This is a genomic window from Klebsiella sp. GL120222-02 (genome assembly GCF_003097195.1).
Classification (GTDB): Bacteria; Pseudomonadota; Gammaproteobacteria; order Enterobacterales; family Enterobacteriaceae; genus Klebsiella; species Klebsiella variicola.
On record NZ_QEQO01000011.1, the window covers coordinates 34,402 to 59,263 of the forward strand.

General features: G+C 58.3%; 23 protein-coding genes. 18 read left to right on the forward strand and 5 right to left on the reverse strand.

Annotated elements, in window-relative coordinates; translation table 11 throughout:
* The first annotated feature begins 47 nt into the window (after positions 1 to 47).
* The 4 genes from N438_RS24795 (at position 48) to ubiA (ending at position 3,945) form a co-directional block, all read left to right on the forward strand.
* The gene (locus N438_RS24795; protein ID WP_008807311.1) at positions 48 to 1,337 is read left to right on the forward strand and encodes a maltoporin; all 1,290 of its coding nucleotides are present in this window, start codon (positions 48 to 50) and stop codon (positions 1,335 to 1,337) included.
* Between the two features lie 114 nt (positions 1,338 to 1,451).
* Entirely contained in the window at positions 1,452 to 2,381 is a 930-nt protein-coding gene (gene malM, locus N438_RS24800; RefSeq protein ID WP_008807310.1) for a maltose operon protein MalM, read from the forward strand.
* Positions 2,382 to 2,568: 187 nt separating this feature from the next.
* Positions 2,569 to 3,066: a chorismate lyase gene (ubiC, locus tag N438_RS24805; protein ID WP_022065222.1), complete on the forward strand. Its 498-nt coding sequence runs from the start codon at positions 2,569 to 2,571 to the stop codon at positions 3,064 to 3,066.
* 12 nt (positions 3,067 to 3,078) lie between these two features.
* Entirely contained in the window at positions 3,079 to 3,945 is an 867-nt protein-coding gene (gene ubiA, locus N438_RS24810; protein ID WP_008807308.1) for a 4-hydroxybenzoate octaprenyltransferase, read from the forward strand.
* A gap of 57 nt (positions 3,946 to 4,002) precedes the next feature.
* On the opposite strand, the gene plsB is transcribed toward ubiA, so the two are convergent.
* Positions 4,003 to 6,426 carry a glycerol-3-phosphate 1-O-acyltransferase PlsB gene (plsB, locus tag N438_RS24815; protein WP_008807307.1) on the reverse strand — a complete coding sequence of 808 codons (2,424 nt, stop codon included), beginning with the start codon at positions 6,424 to 6,426 and terminating at the stop codon, positions 4,003 to 4,005.
* Positions 6,427 to 6,554: 128 nt separating this feature from the next.
* On the opposite strand from plsB, the gene N438_RS24820 reads away from it, so the two are divergent.
* The 4 genes from N438_RS24820 to N438_RS24835 all read left to right on the forward strand — a co-directional run bounded on the left by N438_RS24820 (position 6,555) and on the right by N438_RS24835 (position 9,485).
* Positions 6,555 to 6,923 (forward strand): diacylglycerol kinase, encoded by a 369-nt coding sequence (locus tag N438_RS24820; protein WP_008807306.1) that lies wholly within the window; start codon positions 6,555 to 6,557, stop codon positions 6,921 to 6,923.
* 122 nt (positions 6,924 to 7,045) lie between these two features.
* A complete protein-coding gene (lexA, locus tag N438_RS24825) occupies positions 7,046 to 7,654 on the forward strand; it encodes a transcriptional repressor LexA (protein ID WP_004206291.1) in 609 nt (202 codons plus the stop codon).
* 69 nt (positions 7,655 to 7,723) lie between these two features.
* Positions 7,724 to 9,040: an MATE family efflux transporter DinF gene (gene dinF, locus N438_RS24830; protein ID WP_049152850.1), complete on the forward strand. Its 1,317-nt coding sequence runs from the start codon at positions 7,724 to 7,726 to the stop codon at positions 9,038 to 9,040.
* Positions 9,041 to 9,275: 235 nt separating this feature from the next.
* On the forward strand, positions 9,276 to 9,485 hold the full coding sequence (locus N438_RS24835) for a CsbD family protein (protein ID WP_004206293.1): 210 nt from the start codon (positions 9,276 to 9,278) through the stop codon (positions 9,483 to 9,485).
* A 95-nt stretch (positions 9,486 to 9,580) separates the two neighbouring features.
* On the opposite strand, the gene zur is transcribed toward N438_RS24835, so the two are convergent.
* The gene (gene zur / locus N438_RS24840) at positions 9,581 to 10,096 is read right to left on the reverse strand and encodes a zinc uptake transcriptional repressor Zur (protein WP_012543190.1); all 516 of its coding nucleotides are present in this window, start codon (positions 10,094 to 10,096) and stop codon (positions 9,581 to 9,583) included.
* 249 nt (positions 10,097 to 10,345) lie between these two features.
* Between zur and N438_RS24845 the strand changes: the two genes are divergently transcribed.
* The 3 genes from N438_RS24845 to pspG all read left to right on the forward strand — a co-directional run bounded on the left by N438_RS24845 (position 10,346) and on the right by pspG (position 12,315).
* A complete protein-coding gene (locus N438_RS24845; protein ID WP_002884935.1) occupies positions 10,346 to 10,834 on the forward strand; it encodes a cupin domain-containing protein in 489 nt (162 codons plus the stop codon).
* Between the two features lie 100 nt (positions 10,835 to 10,934).
* Complete coding sequence (gene dusA, locus N438_RS24850; protein WP_012543189.1) at positions 10,935 to 11,933, forward strand: tRNA dihydrouridine(20/20a) synthase DusA; 999 nt, start codon at positions 10,935 to 10,937, stop codon at positions 11,931 to 11,933.
* 139 nt (positions 11,934 to 12,072) lie between these two features.
* The gene (gene pspG / locus N438_RS24855) at positions 12,073 to 12,315 is read left to right on the forward strand and encodes an envelope stress response protein PspG (RefSeq protein WP_012543188.1); all 243 of its coding nucleotides are present in this window, start codon (positions 12,073 to 12,075) and stop codon (positions 12,313 to 12,315) included.
* A gap of 181 nt (positions 12,316 to 12,496) precedes the next feature.
* On the opposite strand, the gene N438_RS24860 is transcribed toward pspG, so the two are convergent.
* Entirely contained in the window at positions 12,497 to 13,480 is a 984-nt protein-coding gene (locus tag N438_RS24860; RefSeq protein ID WP_032734031.1) for a quinone oxidoreductase, read from the reverse strand.
* A gap of 169 nt (positions 13,481 to 13,649) precedes the next feature.
* On the opposite strand from N438_RS24860, the gene dnaB reads away from it, so the two are divergent.
* The 6 genes from dnaB to N438_RS24890 all read left to right on the forward strand — a co-directional run bounded on the left by dnaB (position 13,650) and on the right by N438_RS24890 (position 19,360).
* Positions 13,650 to 15,065: a replicative DNA helicase gene (dnaB, locus tag N438_RS24865; protein ID WP_008807299.1), complete on the forward strand. Its 1,416-nt coding sequence runs from the start codon at positions 13,650 to 13,652 to the stop codon at positions 15,063 to 15,065.
* 31 nt (positions 15,066 to 15,096) lie between these two features.
* Complete coding sequence (gene alr, locus N438_RS24870) at positions 15,097 to 16,176, forward strand: alanine racemase (RefSeq protein WP_008807298.1); 1,080 nt, start codon at positions 15,097 to 15,099, stop codon at positions 16,174 to 16,176.
* Positions 16,177 to 16,352: 176 nt separating this feature from the next.
* The gene (gene tyrB / locus N438_RS24875) at positions 16,353 to 17,546 is read left to right on the forward strand and encodes an aromatic amino acid transaminase (protein ID WP_008807297.1); all 1,194 of its coding nucleotides are present in this window, start codon (positions 16,353 to 16,355) and stop codon (positions 17,544 to 17,546) included.
* Positions 17,547 to 17,739: 193 nt separating this feature from the next.
* Positions 17,740 to 18,453 carry an acid phosphatase AphA gene (gene aphA, locus N438_RS24880; protein ID WP_008807296.1) on the forward strand — a complete coding sequence of 238 codons (714 nt, stop codon included), beginning with the start codon at positions 17,740 to 17,742 and terminating at the stop codon, positions 18,451 to 18,453.
* Positions 18,454 to 18,583: 130 nt separating this feature from the next.
* On the forward strand, positions 18,584 to 19,000 hold the full coding sequence (locus tag N438_RS24885; RefSeq protein WP_008807295.1) for a secondary thiamine-phosphate synthase enzyme YjbQ: 417 nt from the start codon (positions 18,584 to 18,586) through the stop codon (positions 18,998 to 19,000).
* 3 nt (positions 19,001 to 19,003) lie between these two features.
* Positions 19,004 to 19,360 carry an MmcQ/YjbR family DNA-binding protein gene (locus tag N438_RS24890; protein ID WP_008807294.1) on the forward strand — a complete coding sequence of 119 codons (357 nt, stop codon included), beginning with the start codon at positions 19,004 to 19,006 and terminating at the stop codon, positions 19,358 to 19,360.
* Here the strand turns inward: N438_RS24890 and uvrA are convergent, their stop codons facing one another.
* Positions 19,361 to 22,186, reverse strand: a complete 2,826-nt coding sequence (uvrA, locus tag N438_RS24895) for an excinuclease ABC subunit UvrA (RefSeq protein WP_008807293.1) — start codon at positions 22,184 to 22,186, stop codon at positions 19,361 to 19,363. It abuts the gene before it with no gap.
* Positions 22,187 to 22,437: 251 nt separating this feature from the next.
* Here uvrA and ssb1 point away from each other — a divergent pair, with 251 nt between their 5' ends.
* Positions 22,438 to 22,965, forward strand: a complete 528-nt coding sequence (ssb1, locus tag N438_RS24905) for a single-stranded DNA-binding protein SSB1 (RefSeq protein ID WP_008807292.1) — start codon at positions 22,438 to 22,440, stop codon at positions 22,963 to 22,965.
* Positions 22,966 to 23,101: 136 nt separating this feature from the next.
* Here ssb1 and N438_RS24910 read toward each other — a convergent pair whose 3' ends face one another.
* Entirely contained in the window at positions 23,102 to 24,682 is a 1,581-nt protein-coding gene (locus tag N438_RS24910; RefSeq protein WP_032741333.1) for a lytic transglycosylase F, read from the reverse strand.
* Positions 24,683 to 24,862 lie beyond the last annotated feature (180 nt).

Genomic DNA, 24,862 nt, shown 5'->3' on the forward strand with positions numbered 1-24,862 from the left:
CACACCGGCGAAGCGTTCAAAGAAAAGCAATGATCTCAGGAGATAGAATGATGATTACTCTGCGCAAACTTCCTCTGGCGGTCGCCGTCGCAGCAGGCGTAATGTCTGCTCAGGCGCTGGCTGTCGATTTCCATGGCTACGCGCGTTCCGGCATTGGCTGGACCGGCAGCGGCGGCGAGCAACAGTGCTTCAAAGCGACCGGTGCTCAAAGTAAATACCGTCTTGGTAACGAATGTGAAACCTATGCGGAACTGAAGCTGGGCCAGGAACTGTGGAAAGAAGGGGATAAGAGTTTTTATTTCGATACTAACGTTGCCTATTCCGTGAATCAGGAAGATGACTGGGAAAGCACCTCTCCGGCGTTCCGTGAAGCCAACATCCAGGGTAAAAACCTGATCGACTGGCTGCCGGGCTCCACGCTGTGGGCGGGTAAACGCTTCTATCAGCGTCATGACGTTCACATGATCGACTTCTACTACTGGGATATCTCCGGCCCGGGTGCAGGTCTGGAAAACGTTGACCTTGGCTTCGGTAAGCTCTCTCTGGCCGCTACCCGTAACTCAGAAAGCGGCGGTTCTTATACCTTCTCCAGCGATGACACCAAAAAATATGCAGCGAAAACGGCCAACGACGTCTTTGACATCCGTCTGGCGGGCCTGGAAACCAACCCGGGCGGCGTGCTGGAGTTAGGCGTCGATTACGGCCGTGCGAACCCGCAGGATGACTACCGCCTGGAAGACGGCGCGTCGAAAGACGGCTGGATGTGGACCGGTGAACATACTCAGTCCATCTGGGGCGGCTTCAACAAGTTTGTCGTTCAGTACGCGACCGACGCAATGACCTCCTGGAACAGTGGCCACTCTCAAGGGACCAGCATCGATAACAACGGCAGCATGATCCGCGTTCTGGATCACGGCGCGATGGACTTCAACGATGACTGGGGCCTGATGTACGTGGCAATGTACCAGGACGTGGACCTGGACAGCAAAAACGGTTCGACCTGGTACACCGTGGGTGTCCGTCCGATGTACAAATGGACGCCGATCATGAGCACCCAGCTGGAAATCGGTTACGACAACGTGAAATCCCAGCGTACCAGCGAAAACAACAACCAGTACAAAATTACTCTGGCTCAACAGTGGCAGGCAGGCAACAGCGTCTGGTCTCGTCCGGCTATCCGTATCTTCGCAACCTACGCGAAGTGGGATGAAAACTGGGGTTACAGCAACGCCTCCGGTCTGCAGACCAAAGACAGCAGCGGAAGCGGCATGTACACCTCCAGCCGCGGTGACGACAGCGAAGTTACCTTCGGTGCCCAGATGGAAGTGTGGTGGTAATACCGTCCGCAGGACGGGTGTAACCTGGGAGGGGCGTCAGCCCCTCCTGACAATTCAGGGTTAGCGCGCTATTGCCTGGCTACCGCTAAACCGATGCTATCCAAGGTGAGAAGAATGAAAATGAAGAAAACTCTCGTCGCTCTGTGTTTATCCGCAGGGATGTTGGCATGCGTGCCGGGGATGAGCCTTGCCGATGTTAACTTTGTACCGCAGAACACCAGCGCCGCGCCGTCTATTCCAGCCAGCGCGCTGCAGCAGCTGATCTGGACGCCTGCCGATCAATCAAAGACGCAGAGCGTTGATTTAACCACCGGCGGTCAACGCCTGGATGTCCCGGGGATCGTCGGACCGGTCGCCGCCTGGAGCGTACCGGCCAATATCGGTGAGCTGACCCTGACGCTCGACAGCGAACTGAACAAACATAAGCAGATTTTTGCGCCGAACGTGCTGATTCTGGATCAGAACATGACGCCAGCGGCGTTCTTCCCCAGCAACTACTTTACCTATCAGCAGCCGGGCGTCATGACCGCTGACCGCCTGGGCGGCGTGATGCGCCTGACCCCGGCGCTGGGCCAGCAAAAACTCTATGTGCTGGTGTTTACCACTGAAAAAGATCTCCAGCAGACCACGACCCTGCTGGATCCGGCGAAAGCCTATGCCAAAGGCGCCGGCAATGCGGCCCCGGATATCCCGGATCCGATCGCTAAACATACCACCGATGGCGTGCTGAAGCTGAAAGTGAAAACCAATAGCACCTCCAGCGTGCTGGTGGGCCCGCTGTTCGGCTCCTCCGGCCCGGGTCCGGTCACCGTCGGCAATACCGCCGCGCCGGTGGCCGCGCCAGCCGCCGCCGCTGCTGCTGCGCCGGCAGCCAAAAGCGAACCGATGCTCAGCGATACCGAAACCTACTTCAACAACGGTATTAAGCAGGCGGTGAAACAAGGTGACATCGACAAAGCCCTGAAATTGATGAACGAAGCTGAGCGCCTCGGCTCGAAATCCGCTCGTTCCACCTTTATCAGCAGTGTAAAAGGCAAGGGGTAATCGTCTCCCCACAATGCTGATGTTTAGGCACAGCCTTTAGGTGCATCCTCCGGGATGCACCTTTTTTTGCACGCGCGGCAGCCTGTTGCATGGCTGTTGCGTGAATGATCGTATATTGACGTTTGCCCGCCACCAACCGCCTATTCTGCGATACAATGCTTTCACGTTATGTACCGGAGAATCAGGCATGTCCCATCCTGCGCTTACGCGACTGCGTGCGCTGCGCTATTTTGCCGTTATGCCATCCCTGGCGCCGCCCCTGAGTGACTGGCTGCTGCTGGAGGACTCAATGACCCAGCGCTTTGAGCAACAAGGAAAGCAGGTCACCGTGACCCTGATTAACGAAGGGTATATTGAGCGTGAGGCGCTGACTGACGAAGCGGCGCTGCTACCTGACGAGCCGCGCTACTGGCTGCGGGAGATTATACTCAATGCCGATGGCGAACCCTGGCTGGCCGGGCGCACGGTGGTGCCGGAGTCGACACTGTGTGGTCCGGAGCTGGCGCTACAGCAGCTCGGGCAGATCCCGCTGGGCCGATACCTGTTCACGTCGTCGACATTAAGCCGCGATTTTATTGAAATTGGTCGCGATGCAGCGCTGTGGGGGCGTCGTTCCCGCCTGCGGCTGAGCGGCAAACCCCTGCTGCTGACCGAGCTGTTTTTGCCTGCGTCGCCGTTGTACTAAGAGGAAGAAAAAATGGAGTGGAGTCTGTCGCAGAATAAGCTGTTGGCGTTTCATCGCCTGATGCGCACTGACAAACCGATCGGCGCTTTGCTGCTGCTGTGGCCGACGCTGTGGGCGCTGTGGGTGGCCTCGCCGGGCGTCCCGCCGCTGTGGATCCTGGCGGTATTCGTCGCCGGCGTCTGGCTGATGCGCGCCGCCGGCTGCGTGGTGAATGACTATGCCGATCGAAAATTTGATGGTCACGTAAAGCGTACCGCCCGTCGTCCGCTACCGAGCGGCGACGTTACCGAGAAAGAGGCGCGAACGCTGTTTATCGTTCTGGTGTTGCTCTCCTTCCTGCTGGTGCTCACCCTCAACACCATGACCATTCTGCTGTCGGTCGCGGCGCTGGCCCTGGCATGGGTCTACCCGTTTATGAAGCGCTACACTCATCTGCCGCAGGTGGTGCTGGGGGCCGCCTTTGGCTGGTCGATCCCGATGGCCTTCTCGGCCGTTAGCGAATCGCTGCCGCTGAGCTGCTGGCTGATGTTCCTCGCCAACATTCTGTGGGCGGTGGCCTACGATACCCAGTATGCGATGGTGGATCGCGATGACGACGTGAAGATCGGCATCAAGTCCACGGCGATCCTGTTCGGCGAAAACGATCGTCTGATTATCGGTATCCTGCAGGTGGCCGTGCTGGCGCTGATGGGCGCGGTGGGCTGGCTGAATGGGCTGGGCTGGGAATACTACTGGTCGTTGTTTGTCGCGGCAGGTCTGTTTGGCTGGCAGCAGAAGCTTATCTTCAATCGCGAGCGCGATAACTGCTTCAAAGCGTTTATGAACAATAACTACGTCGGGCTGGTGCTATTCCTGGGCCTGGCGATGAGCTACCTGTAATCCCCTGTCAGCTTCCCCCCGGTGTATCGGGGGGAAGCGAGGGCAGAAAACACCGCGTTACGCGTCATCCTGCGTGACGCTTTCAATCGTCAGCCGCACATCCGACGTAATCAAGTCCGCCAGCATCCGATAAACCTTCAGGGTCTCTTCCGGCTCGGCATCGCCGGTGTCGCTAATGTAGCCTTCATCGCGCAGGGTCAGCACCAGGGTGCTGAACACCGCTTTGTCGAAGAACTCCGGCGCGTTAATGCCATGCAGCACCGACAGGCGCTGGGCCACGGTACGACTCTCTTTTTCCAGCGAACTGCGGTTGATTGACGGGTTGGCGCTCAGCAGCCAGAAGGTGATGGCATAGCGCTGCAGCGTCTCGCGCGCGCCCGCGGCCAGCAGTTGCAGGGAGCGAGAGTGCGACGGATTGAGGCTCATCACCTCGCCATCGACGACGATCAGCTCCTGACGCAGCATCTCGGCAATCAATGCATCCACCACCCCGGCCAGCTCTGCTTTCTCCCAGCGCAGGAACAGCTCGGCCTTGAGGAACGGATACAGCGTTTCGACATGGCGCAGCACTTCGGTGCGGCTGAGCTGACGATGCTGAGTCACCAGGGCGGCTAACAGCGACGGTATCACCAGCATATGGGCGATGTTGTTGCGATAGTAGGTCATCAGCACCGCCTGCTCGCGCGGCAGGATGATGATATCGCCGATGGTGTCCTTCTCCACTTCGAACTTGTTCATTTGCAGCGCGTGGTCGATAAGCTCGCTGGCCGAAGCGGAAGGTGTCGTCGCATCTGGCGAATAGGGCACATTGCGCAGCAGCGCGAGGTAGCACTCCAGCTGTTGGGTGAGCTGCTCCCGGGTCAGTGAACGCTGACGCGAGGCCAGCAGCGCCGTGCAGCACAGGTTCATGGCGTTGGCCGCGCCGGCGTTGTTGATGCGCACCATCAGGTCAGCGGCGATGTTGTTCACCGTTGGCGTCAGCCAGGAAGGGCGGATGGCTTCGATCGGGTCGATGGCTTCCCGCCACTCCGGCACATGGTGGTTAAGGTAGGTCATCAGCGGCAGTGGTTCGCCGAAGTTGACATAGCCCTGGCCAAGGTTGCGCAGCTTGCTCAAGCCACGCACCATCTGCGGCAGGCTCTCTTTCTCTTTGGTGGCGCCGCGCAGCTCTTTAGCGTAGGTGCCTACTTCCATCACGTGTTCATAGCCGATGTAGATAGGCACCAGAGTGATCGGCCGGGTGCCGCCGCGCAGCATCGCCTGGATGGTCATCGACAGCGTACCGGTCTTCGGATCGAGCAGACGGCCGGTACGGGAGCGGCCGCCTTCGACGAAATACTCGACGGAATAGCCGCGGCTGAACAGCTCGCCAAGATATTCACGGAACACCGTGGAGTAGAGCTTGTTGCCCTTAAAGGTGCGACGGATGAAGAACGCGCCCAGGCGGCGGAAGATCGGCCCGGCAGGCCAGAAGTTGAGGTTGATGCCCGCCGCGATATGCGGTGGCACCAGGCCCTGATGATACAGGACGTAGGAGAGCAGCAGATAGTCCATGTGGCTGCGGTGGCAGGGGACATAGACAATCTCATGGCCGTCGTGAGCCAGCTGGCGCACGCGCTCGGCGTTATGCACGTTGATCCCCTGGTACAGGCGGTTCCAGGTGAAGCCGAGAATGCGGTCGGTCAGGCGGATCATCTCATACGAGAAGTTCGCGGCAATCTCTTCCATCAGCGCGATAGCGTTCTGCTGAGCCTTCTCATGCGAAATTTTCTTGCTGCGCGCTTCGTCTTCCACCGCGCGGGCAATCGCTTTCGAGGCCAGCAGTTTATTAAACAGATCCTGGCGAGCCGGCAGACGCGGGCCGACGGCGGCCAGGCGCTGGCGGGCAAAGTGCATCCGGGCGACGCGAGCCAGCTTCTGGGCGATGATCTTATCGGTACCGTGCTCATCCGCCATGCGGCGCAGCGACACGGAAGGCGAGAAACGCACGAAACTGTCGCGGCCGAGCCAGGAGACGGCGAAAAATTTCTGGATACCGTTCAGCATCCGCAGCGGCGGATTGACTTCCCCTTTCTCACGACCCGGCGAGCGGCCGAACATCACCGAGACCGGCACCATTTGCACATCGAGGTCCGGATGGTTGCGGTGCAGATCGAGGTAGTCGTGGAACAGCTTGATGGACTCTTCTTTTGGCGTGTAATAGGTAAATACGCGCGGCCCACCGTGGATGAATACGTAACGCGGCAGCAGCGCGCCGTCGATCTCCAGCGGTTCAAGCGGATCGGGTAAATCATGCGCCAGGCATTGGGCGCGCAGCGTCAGCAGGTCCGCCTTGGAATTATAGGGCAGGACGTACATGACCGGACGCGAGGTATCGAGTCCTAATTCCTGGGCAGGCTCTGCCGGAATAGACTTGCTTTTTACCAGCACCCGTAATGGTAAATTCAGTAATTTATAGTAAATTCGTTGCCAGCCGGACATAAACGATGTGAAGCCTCTGGTTAATCATGCAAATGCGCGGCAAGAATAACAGAAAGTGGGCAAAATTTCCGTTACCACGCGGCAAACGCGTACACTCATCGACGTCATTTACGTAAAAAGGTTTTGTGATGGCCAATAATACCACCGGGTTAACCCGAATCATTAAGGCGGCAGGTTACTCCTGGAAAGGATTTCGCGCAGCGTGGATCAACGAGGCCGCGTTTCGTCAGGAAGGTATCGCCGCCATCGTGGCCGTCGCGATAGCCTGCTGGCTGGACGTCGACGCCATTACCCGCGTATTGCTGATTGGGTCGGTCCTGCTAGTGATGATAGTCGAAATTCTCAACAGCGCGATTGAGGCGGTCGTGGACCGTATAGGCTCGGAATATCATGAGCTTTCAGGGCGCGCCAAAGACATGGGATCGGCGGCGGTCCTGCTGGCGATTATCATCGCACTGATCACCTGGGGAACGCTGCTGTGGAGCCATTATCACTAACGTTCTTCGCTAAGCCTCGCAAAATATAAACAATCTGCCGATTTTTGTGTGCCATGTGGTTCCAAAATCACCGGTAGCTGTATATACTCACAGCATAACTGTATATACACCCAGGGGGCGGAATGAAAGCGTTAACGACCAGGCAGCAAGAGGTGTTTGATCTCATTCGGGATCATATCAGCCAGACGGGCATGCCGCCGACGCGTGCGGAAATTGCTCAGCGCTTGGGGTTCCGTTCCCCAAACGCGGCGGAAGAACACCTGAAAGCGCTGGCGCGTAAAGGCGCGATCGAGATCGTCTCCGGTGCTTCTCGCGGTATCCGCCTGCTGACGGAAGAAGAACATGGCCTGCCGCTGATCGGCCGCGTCGCCGCCGGCGAGCCGCTGCTGGCGCAGCAGCACATTGAGGGGCACTATCAGGTCGACCCGTCGATGTTTAAACCCAACGCGGATTTCCTGCTGCGCGTCAGCGGCATGTCGATGAAAGACATCGGTATCCTTGATGGCGATCTGCTGGCGGTCCACAAAACCCAGGACGTGCGTAACGGCCAGGTGGTGGTAGCGCGCATTGACGACGAAGTGACGGTGAAGCGCCTGAAAAAGCAGGGTAACGTCGTCGAACTGTTGCCGGAAAACAGCGAATTTACCCCTATCGTTGTCGATCTGCGTCAGCAGAGTTTTACCATTGAGGGTCTGGCCGTTGGCGTGATCCGTAATGGAGAATGGCTGTAACGCCTGCCCCTGCGCAGCGTCATCTGATGCATGACGCTGCGACGTTTGTCCTCAATCAGGTCTCCGAACATGCTGCTCAACGCTGCCGATAAAGCGCTGTGGCGCCTTGCGATCCCGATGATTTTCTCCAATATCACCGTCCCGCTGCTGGGGCTGGTGGATACCGCGGTGATCGGCCACCTTGACAGCCCGGTATACCTCGGCGGCGTCGCGGTTGGGGCGACGTCTACCAGTTTCCTCTTCATGCTGCTGCTGTTTTTGCGCATGAGCACCACCGGGCTCACCGCTCAGGCCTGGGGTGCCAAAGATCCGCTGCGACTGGCGCGGGCGCTGGTGCAGCCGCTGGCTCTGGCGCTGGGCGCCGGGGTTCTCATCATCCTGTTTCGCCTGCCGCTGATTAACCTCGCTCTGCATATTGTCGGCGGCAGTGAGGCGGTGCTTGAGCAGGCGAGACGGTTTCTCGAAATCCGCTGGCTCAGCGCCCCCGCCTCGCTGGCCAATCTGGTGCTGCTCGGCTGGCTGCTGGGAGTCCAGTACGCCCGGGCGCCGGTGATTCTGCTGGTGGTCGGTAATCTGCTCAATATTGTGCTCGACCTGTGGCTGGTGATGGGCCTGCGGATGAACGTCCAGGGGGCGGCGCTGGCCACGGTCACCGCGGAGTATGCCACTCTCATTATTGGCCTGATGATGGCGAAGCGGGTGCTGACGCTGCGCGGCGTGTCGCTGGCAATGCTGAAAAACGCCTGGCGCGGGGATCTGCGCCGTCTGCTGGCGTTGAATCGGGACATCATGCTGCGTTCCCTGCTGCTACAGCTGTGCTTTGGCGCGCTGACCGTGTACGGCGCGCGTCTGGGCAGCGACATTGTGGCGGTCAATGCGGTACTGATGACCATGCTGACCTTTACCGCCTATGCGCTGGATGGTTTTGCCTATGCCGTGGAGGCCCACTCCGGCCAGGCCTACGGCGCGCGCGACGGCAGCCAGCTGCTGGAAGTCTGGCGGGCGGCCTGCCGGCAGTCTGGCATGGTGGCGCTGGCGTTTGCCCTGATTTATAGCCTGGCGGGGGAGTACATCATCGCGTTGTTAACCTCGCTGCCTTCTCTGCAGCAGCTGGCCGATCGCTATCTGATCTGGCAGGCCATCCTGCCGGTGGTGGGCGTCTGGTGCTATCTGCTGGACGGCATGTTTATCGGCGCCACACGCGGCGCGGAGATGCGGAACAGCATGGCGGTCGCCGCGGCGGGGTTTGCTGTAACGCTGCTTTCGGTCCCGCTGCTCGGTAACCACGGTCTGTGGCTGGCGCTGGCGGTGTTCCTCGCCCTGCGCGGCCTGTCTCTGGCGCTGATCTGGCGTCGCCACTGGCGACACGGCACCTGGTTTAGCTAGTCATTGCCGTTCATCACGGCCATCTATGAATTCCCGCGGTTGCGCGCCGCTTACCGGGGCAACTCAGTAGCCCGGCTCAGCGTAGCGCAAGCCGGGAAAATCGCCTCAGCCTTACCCATCGGTATGATGGTTAAAAATTCCGAATAACGAATCGGTACCAGCATTCTCATCTATAGTTAATACCATGTCCGGTACAAAACGGGCTGTAAACCCACCGAATGATGAGGACGTTATCATGAATAAAGACGAAATCGGCGGTAACTGGAAACAGTTGAAAGGTAAAGCCAAGGAACAGTGGGGCAAACTTACCGATGATGATATGACCGTGATCGAAGGTAAGCGCGATCAGCTGGTCGGTAAAATTCAGGAACGGTACGGCTATGCGAAGGATCAGGCTGAGAAAGAAGTCTCAGACTGGGAGCATAAAAACGACTACCGCTGGTAGCGTTCCGTGGCTCAAAGAATAAAGCATTTGTGTTAGTGCCTGTCTGAATGGCGTAAGGATGCGCCGTTAACCCTGTTTCCCGCTGCGGCTGACGCTCAGCGGGCTTTCTTTTTCAGCTGAATGGAATGGTCGTGCTGGCAGTGTCCCGGCGTGCTGCAGGCTTCGACTTCCACGCAGTCTGCACAAAGGCCGTGAGCTTCAATCACGTTGTGGCGCAGGGCAAAGCCCATTCTGGCCGCTAACGTATGCATGATATCTTCCACCCCTTCCGCCGCCTCTTCCTTCACCACGCCACAGCGGTCACAGATAAACATGGCTGAGCTATGGGTCGGCTGGTCAAAGAGATGGCACAGCACATAGCTGTTGGTCGATTCAACCTTATGAACAAAACCCTGCTCGAGTAAAAACTCCAGCGCGCGGTAAACCGTCGGCGGTTTAGCCTGCGGCTCTTTGTCACGCAGGAGATCCAGCAGATCGTAGGCGCTGATCGCCCCTTGTTGCAGGCTCATCAGGCGCAACACCTCCAGACGCTGTGGGGTCAGGCGTACGCCGCGCTGCGCGCATAGCTTTTCAGCATGCGCTAACATCTCTTGCGAAGGGGTCTTATCCATGAGCATCCTCGGGTTGTGTGAATTTGAATCTGTTACTTTATCACGTTCCTCAGAAAACACCGAGAGCCGGCAGGTGATACGGGTCATACTTCAGATTGTCGGTACCTGCGCCAGTTCCGGGTGCTGGCCGCTGACTTTCGTGCAGACTACGCCTTAGTCGATCGCTAAAACCGTCCTGCCCGATTTAATCGCAACACGCATGACCCTGGGTATGCTATATCTGAAGTGTCTCATTTTCGGGAGAAAACGATGAAACGACCTGATTGCATTCGCCACTGGCGCGAACTGGAAGGGCCCGACGATGCCACTTATCCCGACAGCCCGGAGCGTTTTTCGATTGGCGCGCCGCTGGGGCGCGGTTTACGTCTCAACCGGCTGGGGATCCACCACGAGCGACTGCCGCCCGGGCGGCGCACCTCGTACCCGCACGCGGAGAGCGATGAGGAAGAGTTCATCTACGTGCTGGAGGGCTATCCGGAAGTGTGGATAAACGGCTATCTCTGGAAGCTGGAGCCAGGGGACAGCGTGGGTTTTCCCGCGGGTACCGGTATCTGCCACACTTTTCTCAATAACACCGAGCAGGAGGTTCGTCTGCTGGTGGTGGGCGAGGCCAACAAGAAATACAACCGCATCTATTATCCGCTCAATCCAGGCTATGCCGCGACGCGCCAGGATCGCTGGGTTGACCATCCGCCGCAATTCTTCGGTCCACACGACGGCAAGCCGCGGAAAAAGTAATCGACCCGGGGAAGGGGCGAAGCGCGGCGCACTATGCGCCTGTGGTTTATCTTTGTGCTATAGTAGCGCCCCTTTTTACCCGGATGCTTATTTATTCGCCATGATGCCTGAATCAACGTCACCTGTTTTCCCTGCTCACCGCTTCTCCATCGCGCCGATGCTCGACTGGACTGACCGACACTGCCGCTACTTCCTGCGGCTGCTGTCGCGGCATACGCTGCTGTATACCGAAATGGTGACCACGGGGGCGATTATTCACGGCAAAGGTGACTATCTGGCCTATAGCGAAGAAGAGCACCCGGTTGCTCTGCAGCTCGGCGGCAGCGATCCGCAGGCCCTGGCGCAGTGCGCGAAGCTGGCTGAAGCGCGTGGCTACGATGAGATCAATCTCAACGTCGGCTGCCCCTCCGACCGCGTGCAGAACGGGATGTTTGGCGCCTGTCTGATGGGCAATGCGCCACTGGTGGCCGACTGCATCAAGGCGATGCGCGATGTGGTGTCGATTCCGGTCACGGTGAAAACCCGTATCGGGATTGACGATCAGGATAGCTATGAGTTTCTATGCGAATTCATTGAGACGGTCTCCGGCAAGGGCGAGTGTGAGATGTTTATTATTCACGCCCGCAAAGCCTGGCTCTCCGGCCTGAGCCCAAAAGAGAACCGCGAGATCCCGCCGCTGGATTACCCCCGCGTCTGGCAGCTGAAGCGCGACTTTCCCCACCTGACGATGGCGATTAACGGCGGGATCAAATCGCTGGACGAAGCCAGACTGCAGCTTGAGCATATGGATGGGGTGATGGTCGGGCGTGAGGCCTATCAGAACCCGGGTATTCTGGCCTCGGTCGACCGCGAAATTTTCGGCATCGCCGGCGCGGATGCCGATCCGGTGGCGGTGGTGCGAGCCATGTACCCGTATATTGAGCGCGAGCTCAGCAATGGCACCTATCTGGGCCATATTACCCGCCATATGCTGGGGCTGTTTCAGGGCATCCCCGGCGCTCGCCAGTGGCGTCGCTACCTGAGCGAGAACGCGCATAAAGCCGGCGCCGATATTGCGGTGCTGGAGCATGCTCTGAAGCTGGTGGCCGATAAACGTTAATTTCTGACGAAAACCTGGTGAAATTGACCACGCCTCGCGCACTGACGCGGGGCGTTTTCTTTTAAAGTCAAATGTTTATGTTTGGCATGCTTTTTGTAATACCTGCAGAGTGAAGTATTCATTCGTTGGGGAGAGAACCATGCTGGAACTGCTATTTGTCATTGGATTTTTTGTCATGCTGTTGGTGACCGGCGTATCGCTGCTGGGGATTATCGCGGCTATCGTGGTCGCTACCGCGCTGATGTTCGTCGGCGGGTTGTTTGCCTTGATGATCAAATTACTGCCGTGGCTGCTGCTGGCCGTGGTGGTGGTGTGGATTATTCGGGCGCTGAAATCCCCGAACGGAAACGCTTTTCGCGACAATAACCGTTGGCGTTACTAAGGTATTGAGGGGTCTGTCACAACCTGAACAATTTTGCAGACAACCGCGTAGGCATTACTGAGCAAATCTGTCACTATTAGCGCGTTAACGAATTCATCGCGCTGTACCCTACATACAGCCGAACTAAAAAAAAGTAAGGGCTTCCCAGGTGGAAGCCCTAAACTTTTGTCCCTTTGTCCGCTTACGGCAGCAGCAAACTAGACCCCTGAGTTACCCGGCTTTCCAGAACTTCATGCGCCCGACGGGCCTCGGTCAGCGGATAGGTCTGACTCTCGGGCACGTCCACTTTGATTACCCCACTGGCGATCAGTGAAAACAGTTCACTGCAGGCTTCCGCCAGCTCTTCCCGGTTGGTGATATAGCCCTGCAGCGATGGGCGGGTGACGTACAGAGAACCTTTCTGATTCAGGATCCCCAGATTGACGCCGGTCACCGGGCCGGAGGAGTTGCCAAAGCTGACCATCAGGCCGCGTCGCTGCAGGCAGTCCAGAGAGGCTTCCCAGGTATCTTTCCCCACCGAGTCGTAGACCACGGCCACTTTCTTACCGTCGGTAAGCGCCTTGAGTCGCTCCACGATTTGCTCTTCGCGATAGTTAATTACCTGCCAGGCGCCAGCCTCTTTGGCACGCTGCGCTTTCTGCGCGCTGCCGACGGTACCGATAAGTTTCGCGCCCAGCGCTTTCGCCCACTGACAGGCAATCAGCCCCACGCCGCCGGCGGCCGCGTGAAACAGGAACACTTCATTAGGCTTAATTTCATAGGTTTTGCGCAGCAGATACCAGACCGTCAATCCTTTCAGGAACGATGCCGCGGCCTGTTCGAAAGAGATGGCGTCCGGCAGGACCGCGGTTTTGTCGGCCAGCACATTGTGTACCGTGCTGTAGGCGCCGAGCGCCGACTGCGCGTACACCACCCGATCGCCTACCTTAATGTGCGTTACCCCATGGCCAACTTTACTGACGACGCCGGCTGCCTCGGTGCCCAGACCGCTCGGCAGCGATGGTGGCGGATAGAGGCCGCTACGAACATAGGTGTCGATATAGTTGATACCGATGGCTTTGTTTTCGACCTGAATTTCATGTTCCGCAGGATCGCGGGGCGTGAACTCAACCGCCTGAAGCACCTCCGGCCCGCCGTGTTTTGAAAATTCGATGCGTGTTGCCATGTTCGCTCCTGTGTTGTTCTGAGATTATCCAGTAAGCTTAACAGCCTGCGGCGGCAGCGACGGATTTTCTTATCCGCCTCAGGCCTGCCACGCTTAATGGGTTCTTTAGCGGCAATGGCTTTCTCGCTATACTGTCACGCTCTTTTCCGTATCGGTGAAATGTTAGGCTATGGCAGGAAATAAACCCTTCAACAAACCACAGACAGAAACCCGCGAACGCGATCCGCAGCTCGCCGGGCTGAAAGTCCCGCCGCACTCGATTGAAGCGGAGCAGTCGGTGTTGGGCGGTTTAATGCTGGATAACGAGCGCTGGGACGACGTCGCCGAACGCGTGGTGTCGGAAGATTTCTATACTCGTCCGCATCGTCATATCTTTACCGAGATGGCGCGTCTGCAGGAGTCAGGTAGCCCGATTGACCTGATCACCCTTGCGGAGTCGCTGGAGCGTCAGGGGCAGCTGGACAGCGTCGGCGGCTTCGCCTACCTGGCCGAACTGTCCAAAAACACGCCCAGCGCGGCGAACATCAGCGCCTATGCTGACATCGTGCGCGAACGCGCGGTGGTGCGCGAGATGATTTCGGTGGCCAACGAGATCGCCGAAGCCGGCTTCGACCCGCAGGGGCGAACCAGCGAAGATCTGCTCGATCTCGCCGAATCCCGGGTTTTCAAAATCGCCGAAAGCCGGGCCAATAAAGACGAAGGGCCGAAAAACATCGCCGATGTGCTTGATGCCACCGTCGCCCGTATCGAACAGCTGTTCCAGCAGCCGCATGACGGTGTCACCGGGGTGAATACCGGCTACGACGACCTCAACAAAAAGACCGCTGGCCTGCAGCCGTCGGATCTGATTATCGTCGCCGCCCGTCCGTCGATGGGTAAAACGACCTTCGCGATGAACCTCGTGGAAAACGCGGCAATGCTGCAGGATAAGCCGGTACTCATCTTCAGTCTTGAGATGCCCTCGGAACAGATCATGATGCGTTCTCTGGCCTCGCTGTCGCGCGTCGATCAGACCCGCATTCGTACCGGTCAACTGGACGATGAAGACTGGGCGCGGATCTCCGGCACCATGGGCATCCTGCTGGAAAAACGCAATATCTATATCGATGACTCCTCCGGCTTGACGCCGACGGAAGTGCGCTCCCGCGCGCGGCGTATCGCCCGTGAGCACGGCGGCATCGGACTTATCATGATCGACTACCTGCAGCTGATGCGCGTGCCGTCGCTCTCCGACAACCGTACCCTTGAGATCGCCGAAATCTCCCGCTCGCTGAAGGCGCTGGCGAAAGAGCTGCAGGTGCCGGTGGTGGCGCTGTCGCAGCTGAACCGCTCGCTGGAACAGCGCGCCGATAAACGCCCGGTCAACTCCGACCTGCGTGAGTCCGGATCCATTGAACAGGATGCCGACTTGATCATGTTCATTTACCGTGATGAGGTTTATCACGAGAACAGCGATCTTAAAGGCATCGCGGAAATTATCATTGGTAAACAACGTAACGGCCCGATCGGCACCGTGCGACTGACCTTTAACGGCCAGTGGTCGCGTTTCGATAATTATGCCGGCCCTCAGTATGACGATGAGTAAACCTCTGTCTGTCTTTTTTTAAGGAATTCAAATGCAAGCGGCAACTGTAGTTATCAACCGCCGCGCTCTGCGACACAACCTGCAACGTCTGCGTGACCTGGCGCCTGCCAGCAAACTGGTTGCGGTGGTGAAAGCGAACGCCTACGGACACGGCCTCCTTGAGACCGCGCGAACGCTGACCGACGCCGACGCCTTTGGCGTCGCCCGCCTGGAAGAGGCGCTGCGCCTGCGAGCAGGAGGCATCGCCCAGCCGATCCTCCTGCTGGAAGGCTTTTTTGCTGCGGAAGACCTGGCGGTGATCGCCGCCCAGCGCCTGCATACGGCGGTGCATAGCCCCGAACAGCTGGCGGCGCTGGAGCAAGCCGATCTCCCCGAGCCGGTAACCGTGTGGATGAAGCTGGATACCGGCATGCATCGCTTAGGGGTGCGCCCGGAGGAAGCCGAGGCGTTTTATCAGCGTCTGAGCCAGTGTAAAAACGTCCGCCAGCCGGTGAACGTGGTGAGCCATTTCGCCCGCGCCGATGAGCCGACCTGCGGCGCCACCGAACGCCAGCTGGATATCTTCACCACCTTTACCGAAGGCAAACCGGGGCTGCGCTCTATCGCCGCCTCGGGCGGCATTCTGCTGTGGCCGCAATCGCATTACGACTGGGTGCGCCCCGGGATTATCCTGTATGGCGTGTCGCCGCTGGACGATCGCTCCACCGGGAAAGATTTTGGCTGCCAGCCGGTGATGACCCTGACGTCCAGCCTGATTGCGGTGCGCGAGCATAAAGCAGGGGAGCCCGTCGGCTACGGCGGCACCTGGATCAGCGAACGCGATACCCGTCTCGGCGTGGTGGCGATGGGCTATGGCGACGGTTATCCGCGCGCCGCGCCGTCGGGCACGCCGGTGCTGGTCAATGGCCGGGAAGTGCCGATTGTCGGCCGGGTAGCGATGGATATGATCTGCGTTGACCTCGGACCGCAGGCCCAGGATAAAGCCGGCGACGCGGTAGTGCTGTGGGGAGAGGGACTACCGGTAGAGCGCATCGCCGAGATAACGAAAGTGAGTGCTTACGAACTTATTACGCGACTGACCTCCCGCGTCGCCATGAAATACCTCGACTAAGCACCAGCCGTACCGGATAACCCTGATGTTATCCGGTACGCCATCGGCACAGCCGCGAGCGAATAAGCGGTTTATGCCACCTCGCGGTCATTTTCCCCTCAACATCCTCTCGACCTGCCGTCATATCCGGTTTATTGTGTAAGAACCTGCCCTATGTAAACCTGGAGATACATCGCGTGTTTCAAAAAGTTGACGCCTACGCCGGCGACCCTATTCTTTCTCTGATGGAACGCTTCAAAGAAGATCCGCGAAGCGACAAAGTCAACCTGAGTATCGGGCTGTACTACAACGATGACGGCATTATCCCGCAGCTGCAGGCGGTGGCGGAAGCGGAAGCACGCCTGAACGCCGGGCCGCATGGCGCCTCGCTGTATCTGCCGATGGAAGGGTTGAGCGGCTACCGTCAGGCGATTGCGCCGCTGCTGTTCGGCGCAGAGCATACCGCGCTTAAGCAAAACCGCATTGCCTCCATTCAGACGGTCGGCGGTTCGGGCGCGCTGAAGGTCGGGGCCGACTTCCTCAAACGCTACTTTCCGGAGTCTCATGTCTGGGTCAGCGATCCGACCTGGGAAAACCACATCGCCATTTTTGAAGGGGCTGGCTTCGAAGTAAGTACTTACCCCTGGTTTGACAAAGCCACCAACGGCGTGCGCTTTGAGGACCTGCTGGCGACGCTGCAAACGCTGCCGGCGCGCGATATTGTGCTGCTGCACCCTTGCTGCCACAACCCGACCGGCGCCGACCTGACGCCAGCCCAGTGGGACCGCGTGGTTGAGGTATTACAAGCGCGTCAGCTGATCCCCTTCCTCGACATCGCCTACCAGGGCTTTGGCGGGGGGCTGGAAGAGGATGCTTACGCCATTCGCGCCATCGCCAGCGCCGGGATGCCGATGCTGGTCAGCAACTCGTTCTCCAAGATTTTCTCCCTGTACGGGGAGCGTGTCGGCGGTCTGTCAGTGGTCTGTGAAGACAGCGAAACTGCAGGCCGCGTGCTGGGTCAGCTGAAGGCCACCGTGCGCCGCAACTACTCCAGCCCGCCAAGCTTTGGCGCGCAGGTGGTGGCGACGGTGCTGAACGATGCAGCTCTGAAAGCCACCTGGCAGGCGGAAGTGGACGCCATGCGCGCGCACATCCTGACCATGCGCCAGGCGCTGGTCGACGCGCTGCAGCAGGTTGCTCCGGGCAGCAAGGTGGATTACCTGCTTAAGCAGCGCGGGATGTTCAGCTACACCGGCTTCAGCGCAGCGCAGGTCGATCGTCTGCGCGACGAGTTTGGCGTCTACCTGATTGCCAGCGGTCGTATGTGCGTGGCAGGGTTAAACTCACGTAATGTTCAGCAGGTGGCGAAAGCCTTTGCTGCGGTGATGTAAGCCGCTCTCCAGTGGGTTGCCGCTGCCGGTCAACGGGCAGCGGCAACCTCCTCTCTGATTGTGATCATCCTCTTTTTCTATGACATCTACGCGAAAAAGGCTTTTCATCCACGCGATCGGCGGGTAAGGTCGGGGCGTTGCTAAGCATGCACATTATTAAAAATAATAATGATTGATAGATTTAGGGATAAATATGCGCAAACTTACTCTCGCCTTTGCGGCGGCTTCTCTTTTGTTCACGCTGAACAGCGCCGTTGTGGCGCGCGCCTCCACGCCACAGCCGCTGTGGGTGGGCACCAATGTGGCCCAGCTGGCCGAGCAGGCGCCGATCCACTGGGTTTCGGTGGCGCAAATCGAGAACAGCCTGCTGGGGCGGCCGCCGATGGCCGTCGGTTTTGATATCGATGACACCGTCCTCTTCTCCAGTCCGGGCTTCTGGCGCGGGCAAAAAACTTTCTCCCCCGGCAGTGAGGATTACCTGAAAAACCCGCAGTTCTGGGAAAAAATGAACAACGGCTGGGATGAATTCAGCATGCCGAAAGAGGTGGCGCGCCAGCTGATTGCGATGCATGTGAAGCGTGGGGACAGCATTTGGTTCGTCACCGGCCGCAGCCAGACCAAAACAGAAACCGTTTCTAAAACCCTGCAGGATGATTTTCTCATTCCGGCCGCCAATATGAATCCGGTGATTTTCGCCGGTGATAAGCCTGGCCAGAACACCAAGACCCAGTGGCTGCAGGCGAAGCAGATAAAGGTTTTCTACGGCGATTCGGATAACGACATCACCGCTGCCCGTGAGGCCGGCGCCCGTGGGATCCGCGTGCTGCGGGCCGCCAACTCCTCCTATAAGCCGCTGCCGATGGCCGGGGCGCTGGGCGAAGAAGTGATCGTCAATTCCGAATACTGACGATCGCCTGAACGCGATAAACGGCAGCGGTAGCGCTGCCGTTTTTTTATGCAAAATCAGGGGTGGAAGGTTTTACCTTTTCACGTATTGCTGCACACTTAGAAGGATTCATTCGCAAAAGGAGTCGATGATGTGGTATCAGCAAACCCTGACGCTTGGGCCAAAATCCCGCGGTTTTCATCTGGTCACCGATGAGGTCCTCGGTCAGATTCGCGGGCTGTCCGGGGTGAAGGTTGGCCTGCTGCACCTCCTGCTCCAGCATACTTCCGCTTCCCTGACGCTCAACGAAAACTGCGATCCCACCGTCCGCTATGACATGGAGCAGTATTTTCTCAACGCCGTGCCGGACAATGCGCCGTACGAACATGATTATGAAGGTCCTGACGATATGCCTTCGCACATCAAATCATCGATGCTTGGCGTGTCGCTGATGCTGCCGGTCGAGGACGGGCGCGTCAGGCTGGGAACCTGGCAGGGCATCTGGCTGGGGGAGCATCGGATACACGGCGGTTCGCGGCACATCGTTGCGACGCTCATGGGGGAATAAAAGATGACAATTTCGGAGTTATTGCAGTACTGCATGGCGAAACCGGGAGCGGAGCAGAGCGTCCATAGCGACTGGAAAGCCACGCAGATCAAAGTCTCGGACGTGCTGTTTGCCATGGTGAAGGAAGTGGAGGACCAGCGGCCGGCGGTCGCGCTGAAAGCGAGCCCGGAACTGGCGGAGCTGCTGCGAGAGCAGCATCGCGATGTCCGGCCCAGCAAGCATCTCAATAAAGCGCACTGGAGCACCGTCTTTCTGGATGGCTCGCTGCCGGATTCGCAAATCTACTACCTGGTCGATGCATCTTACCAGCAGGCGGTGAAAATGCTGCCGGAGTCGGTCCGGCAGCAGCTATCCCGCTAATTATTTCAGCATCGGCTTCAGGAAGCGCGCGGTGTGCGAGGCTTCGCACTCGGCGACGGTCTCAGGTGTACCGGAGACCAGTATTTCGCCGCCGCCGCTACCGCCTTCCGGACCCAGATCGACAATCCAGTCGGCAGTTTTAATCACATCGAGGTTATGCTCAATCACCACGATGGTATTGCCCTGATCGCGCAGCTGATGCAGCACTTCCAGCAACTGCTGAATATCGGCGAAGTGCAGACCCGTGGTCGGCTCATCGAGGATATACAGCGTCTGGCCGGTACCGCGTTTGGAGAGTTCGCGCGCCAGCTTCACGCGCTGCGCCTCGCCGCCGGACAGCGTCGTCGCCGACTGGCCGAGACGGATATAGGTCAGGCCGACGTCCATCAGGGTTTGCAGCTTACGCGCCAGCGCCGGTACGGCATCAAAGAATTCACGCGCCTCTTCAATGGTCATATCCAGCACTTCGTGGATGGTCTTACCCTTGTACTTAATCTCCAGCGTTTCGCGGTTATAGCGTTTGCCTTTGCACTGGTCGCACGGCACATAGATATCCGGCAGGAAGTGCATCTCAACCTTAATGACGCCATCACCCTGGCAGGCTTCACAGCGCCCGCCGCGAACGTTAAAACTAAAGCGCCCTGGCGTATAGCCGCGTGAACGTGATTCCGGCACCCCGGCGAACAGTTCGCGCACCGGCGTAAACACCCCGGTATAGGTCGCCGGGTTGGAGCGCGGCGTACGGCCGATCGGGCTCTGGTCGATATCGATCACTTTATCGAAGTGCTCCAGCCCCTGGATATCGCGATACGGCGCCGGTTCGGCGATGGTCGCGCCGTTAAGCTGGCGCTGAGCAATCGGGAACAGGGTGTCGTTAATCAGCGTCGATTTACCCGAGCCGGAAACGCCGGTAATGCAGGTAAACAGACCGACCGGCAGGGTCAGCGTCACATCCTTCAGGTTGTTGCCGCGCGCGCCGGTCAGTTTCAGCACTTTTTCCGGATTGGCGGGTACGCGCTGTTTCGGCACTTCGATTTTGCGCTTACCGCTCATGAACTGCCCGGTGAGGGATTCTGGTACCGCCATAATGGCGTCCAGTGGCCCTTCGGCCACCACCTGGCCGCCGTGGACCCCAGCGCCAGGGCCGATATCGATCACATGGTCGGCGGCGCGAATCGCGTCTTCGTCATGCTCAACGACGATCACCGTGTTGCCTAAATTACGCAGATGGATCAGGGTACCCAGCAGGCGTTCGTTATCGCGCTGGTGCAGGCCGATAGAAGGCTCATCCAGCACGTACATCACACCAACCAGCCCGGCGCCAATCTGGCTCGCCAGACGGATACGCTGGGCTTCGCCGCCGGAGAGCGTTTCCGCCGAACGGGAAAGCGTCAGATAGTTCAGACCGACGTTGACAAGGAACTTCAGGCGATCGCCGATCTCTTTCAGCACTTTCTCAGCGATTTGCGCCCGCTGGCCGGAGAGCTTCAGGTTGTTGAAGAAGTCCATCGCGTGGCCGATGCTCATATCGGAAATGGTCGGCAGCGGGGTGTTCTCTACAAACACGTGGCGCGCTTCACGACGCAGCCGCGTGCCGTCACAGCTGGCGCATGGGCGGTTGCTGATGAATTTCGCCAGCTCTTCGCGCACGGCGCTGGATTCCGTCTCTTTGTAACGGCGCTCCATATTGTGCAGCACGCCTTCGAACGGGTGACGACGTACCGAGGTGTCGCCGCGATCGTTCATGTATTTGAATTCAATATTCTCTTTACCGGAACCGTACAGGACCACTTTCTGCACGCTGGCGCTGAGGGTGCCCCACGGCGCTTCGACGTCGAATTTATAGTGCTCCGCCAGCGACTTCAGCATCTGGAAGTAGTAGAAGTTGCGGCGATCCCAGCCGCGGATGGCGCCGCCCGCCAGCGACAGCTCCGGATTCTGCACCACGCGGTCGGGATCGAAATATTGCTGAACGCCGAGGCCGTCGCAGGTCGGGCAGGCGCCCGCCGGGTTGTTGAAGGAGAACAGGCGCGGCTCCAGCTCGCGCATGCTATAGCCGCAGATCGGGCAGGCGAAGTTAGCGGAAAACAGCAGTTCTTCCGCTTTTTCATCATCCATATTGGCCACAATGGCGGTACCGCCGGAGAGCTCCAGCGCGGTTTCGAACGACTCGGCCAGGCGCTGCGCCAGATCGTCGCGCACCTTAAAGCGGTCGATGACCACCTCGATGGTGTGCTTCTTCTGCAGCTCCAGCTTCGGCGGATCCGAAAGATCGCAGACTTCGCCGTCGATCCGCGCGCGGATGTAGCCCTGGCTGGCGAGGTTTTCCAGGGTTTTGGTGTGCTCGCCTTTACGCTCTTTAATAATGGGCGCCAGCAGCATCAGGCGCAGGCCTTCCGGCTGCGCGAGGACGTTATCGACCATCTGGCTGACGGTTTGCGCCGCCAGCGGCACGTCGTGATCCGGACAGCGCGGTTCACCGACGCGGGCGTACAGCAGACGCAGGTAGTCGTGAATTTCGGTAATGGTACCCACCGTCGAACGGGGGTTGTGAGAGGTTGATTTCTGTTCGATGGAAATCGCCGGCGACAGCCCTTCGATATGGTCGACGTCCGGCTTCTCCATCAGCGACAGGAACTGTCGCGCATAGGCGGAGAGCGATTCGACGTAGCGACGCTGGCCTTCGGCATACAGGGTGTCGAAAGCGAGTGAAGATTTGCCAGACCCGGAAAGCCCGGTGACGACAATGAGTTTGTCGCGCGGGATAACGAGGTTGATGTTTTTGAGATTATGGGTGCGGGCGCCCCGAACTTCGATCTTATCCATTCACCTTTCCCGGTAGGTAGATACACGGATTGCCTGGTTTGCTTGAAGGACAAACGGCAGAAACGGCTAATTATGACACAATTTAACCTGAATGAATATACAGTATCGGAATGCAAATTCAGGGGGAGTGTGCAACAATGTCTTGTACGAGTGCTATCTCTGGAATCAGCCTCGCAGCTATCAAAATGCTACGTGGAAATGGTACACTCGCGCGTTTAAACTATTAAGAAACGTATTCAGGAGACACGAACATGGCCAGCAGAGGCGTAAACAAGGTGATTCTCGTCGGTAATCTGGGGCAGGACCCGGAAGTACGCTACATGCCAAGTGGCGGCGCTGTCGCCAACTTCACGCTGGCAACTTCCGAATCCTGGCGTGACAAGCAGACCGGCGAAATGAAAGAGCAGACCGAGTGGCACCGCGTTGTGCTGTTCGGCAAACTGGCGGAAGTCGCTGGCGAGTATCTGCGCAAAGGCTCTCAGGTATATATCGAAGGCCAGCTGCGTACCCGCAAGTGGACCGATCAATCCGGTCAGGAGAAATACACCACCGAAGTCGTGGTTAACGTTGGCGGCACCATGCAGATGCTGGGCGGCCGTCAGGGTGGCGGCGCGCCGGCAGGCGGCGGCCAGCAGCAGGGCGGTTGGGGTCAGCCTCAGCAGCCGCAGGGCGGCAACCAGTTCAGCGGCGGCGCACAGTCCCGTCCGCAGCAGCAGGCCCCGGCAGCGCCTTCTTCTAACGAACCGCCGATGGACTTCGACGACGACATCCCGTTTTAAGGCTTGCCTTAAACGCGTTGCCTGCGCCGTAAAATACAAAAAGCCCCGGTTTCGCCGGGGCTTTTTCTTTATCCTTTCAGCATTTTTTCTGCGCCACCGTGTCAGAACCGGTTTTTAACCTGCGGCGACGAGCGTTTCAGGCAGAGGGCGCCTGAGCGGTCTCCGGCGTCGCCACGCTGGGCTGCGGTTTCACTGGCTCTGCTGCTGGCTCCTGTCGCGGCGCGGCCGTCGCTTTCTGTTTGCGGGCCATATCATCGACGATCAGCCGATAGGCGATGTAATACTTATAGATATTACTGACGTAGGTGACCGTCTCGGCGCCAATTTTTTCTGCCGCCAGATTTTCGACATTACCGAACCAGACGTTCGGGTCAAATCCTCGCTGTTTAGTCATGGTGCGCAGGCGGGCGATACGCGCCGGACCCGCGTTATAGGAGGCAAAGGCAAACAGCGCCTTATCGAGCCGGGTCATGGGCTCATCAGCATAGTAGCGATCTATCATCCAGCGCATGTATTTCACGCCAGCATGGATGTTGGGATCCAACTGTTTAATATCGCCCACTTTCAGCTCTTTTCCGGTGCTGGGCATCACCTGCATTACCCCGACGGCGCCGACGTGGCTTCGCACCGACTGGTTCAGTCGCGATTCCTGGTACCCCTGGGCCGCCATCAGCAGCCAGTCGACATCGTAGCGATCGCCATATTTGCGGAAGACTTCCACCATGGCGAGGAACTTGCGCCGTTCCTTACTCGCGGCGGCATTTTTGACATATTTGGCATTTTTCAGGTAACGCAGCAGGAGGGTATTACCCAGCGTGGTGCCCTGACGATTCTTTTTGACGAAGTTGTTTAGCACCGCCAGCAGCTGCGGGCTGTCTTTGCGTACCGCCCAGGCAATATTGCCGCCGTCGCGCAGCACCACGTTGTCATGGACCTGAATTTTCGGAAACACCTGTTTCCAGAAAACGGCTTTGTGTTGATCGACGACGATCAGCGGAATCAGCCCGGCGTTGAGCATTTCCAGCAGATCTTCATCCTCCAGCGCTTCCGGCGCTGCCTCCAGGATAACCGGCGGCCGCGACTCACTGGCAAATCGGGCATTCAGCGCCTGCAGACTCTCGTGATAGCTGGAGGAGCGGCGAACAAAGACGGTTTGGCCGGAGAGCTGCTCCAGGCTGTCGATCTTCGGCGATGCCGGCCCGGAGATCAGTAATTCTTTCACGTTGCTGTAGAGCGGCTGGGCGAAATCGACCTGGGCTTCCCGCGAGGGCGTGATGGTCAGATTGGCAGCCGCAATATCGCCTTTACCTTCATTAAGCGCGATAAAGAGATTATCCCGGCTGACCGGCACAAAAACGATATGCAGCTTCAGGTGGCGCTGTTTGAGCTTTTTATCCTTCGCCAACTGCTTATTCAGATCGTTTTCCAGCGCCATAAAGATATCGTGGGTTGCTCCGCGCTGAGTGCCTTTATCAATAAAAAAGAAGGTTTTGCTGTAGGTGGTTAATACCCGAATGGTGCGCCGCTCGGTCATGCCGGGCAGATCGCCTTTCCATGGCTGCAGCATATCGTCGATGTGGATCGACAGCGTATTGTCTTCGGTTGCGACTGGCGGCGCTTTTTCCGCCTCCGCCGCAAGCAGGATAGGGGCGAATAACAGCGCCGCGAGGCAGGTGAGCCAGGCGATAAACAGGCGTGATAGCAAGTTGGCGTTCATGGAGGAACACTCCGCAGGGGGATGTGGTTATTTTAGCAGAACGGCTGCCGTTAGCCGGGCACGACAAGGGCATAAAAAACATAACGATGCCGACAAATAGTCTTCTCCCATTTTATCGCTTGCTATTAATGTGCTTTTATCTTTACTTTAACTATGGAGATAATATGGCGGAAATGTGTG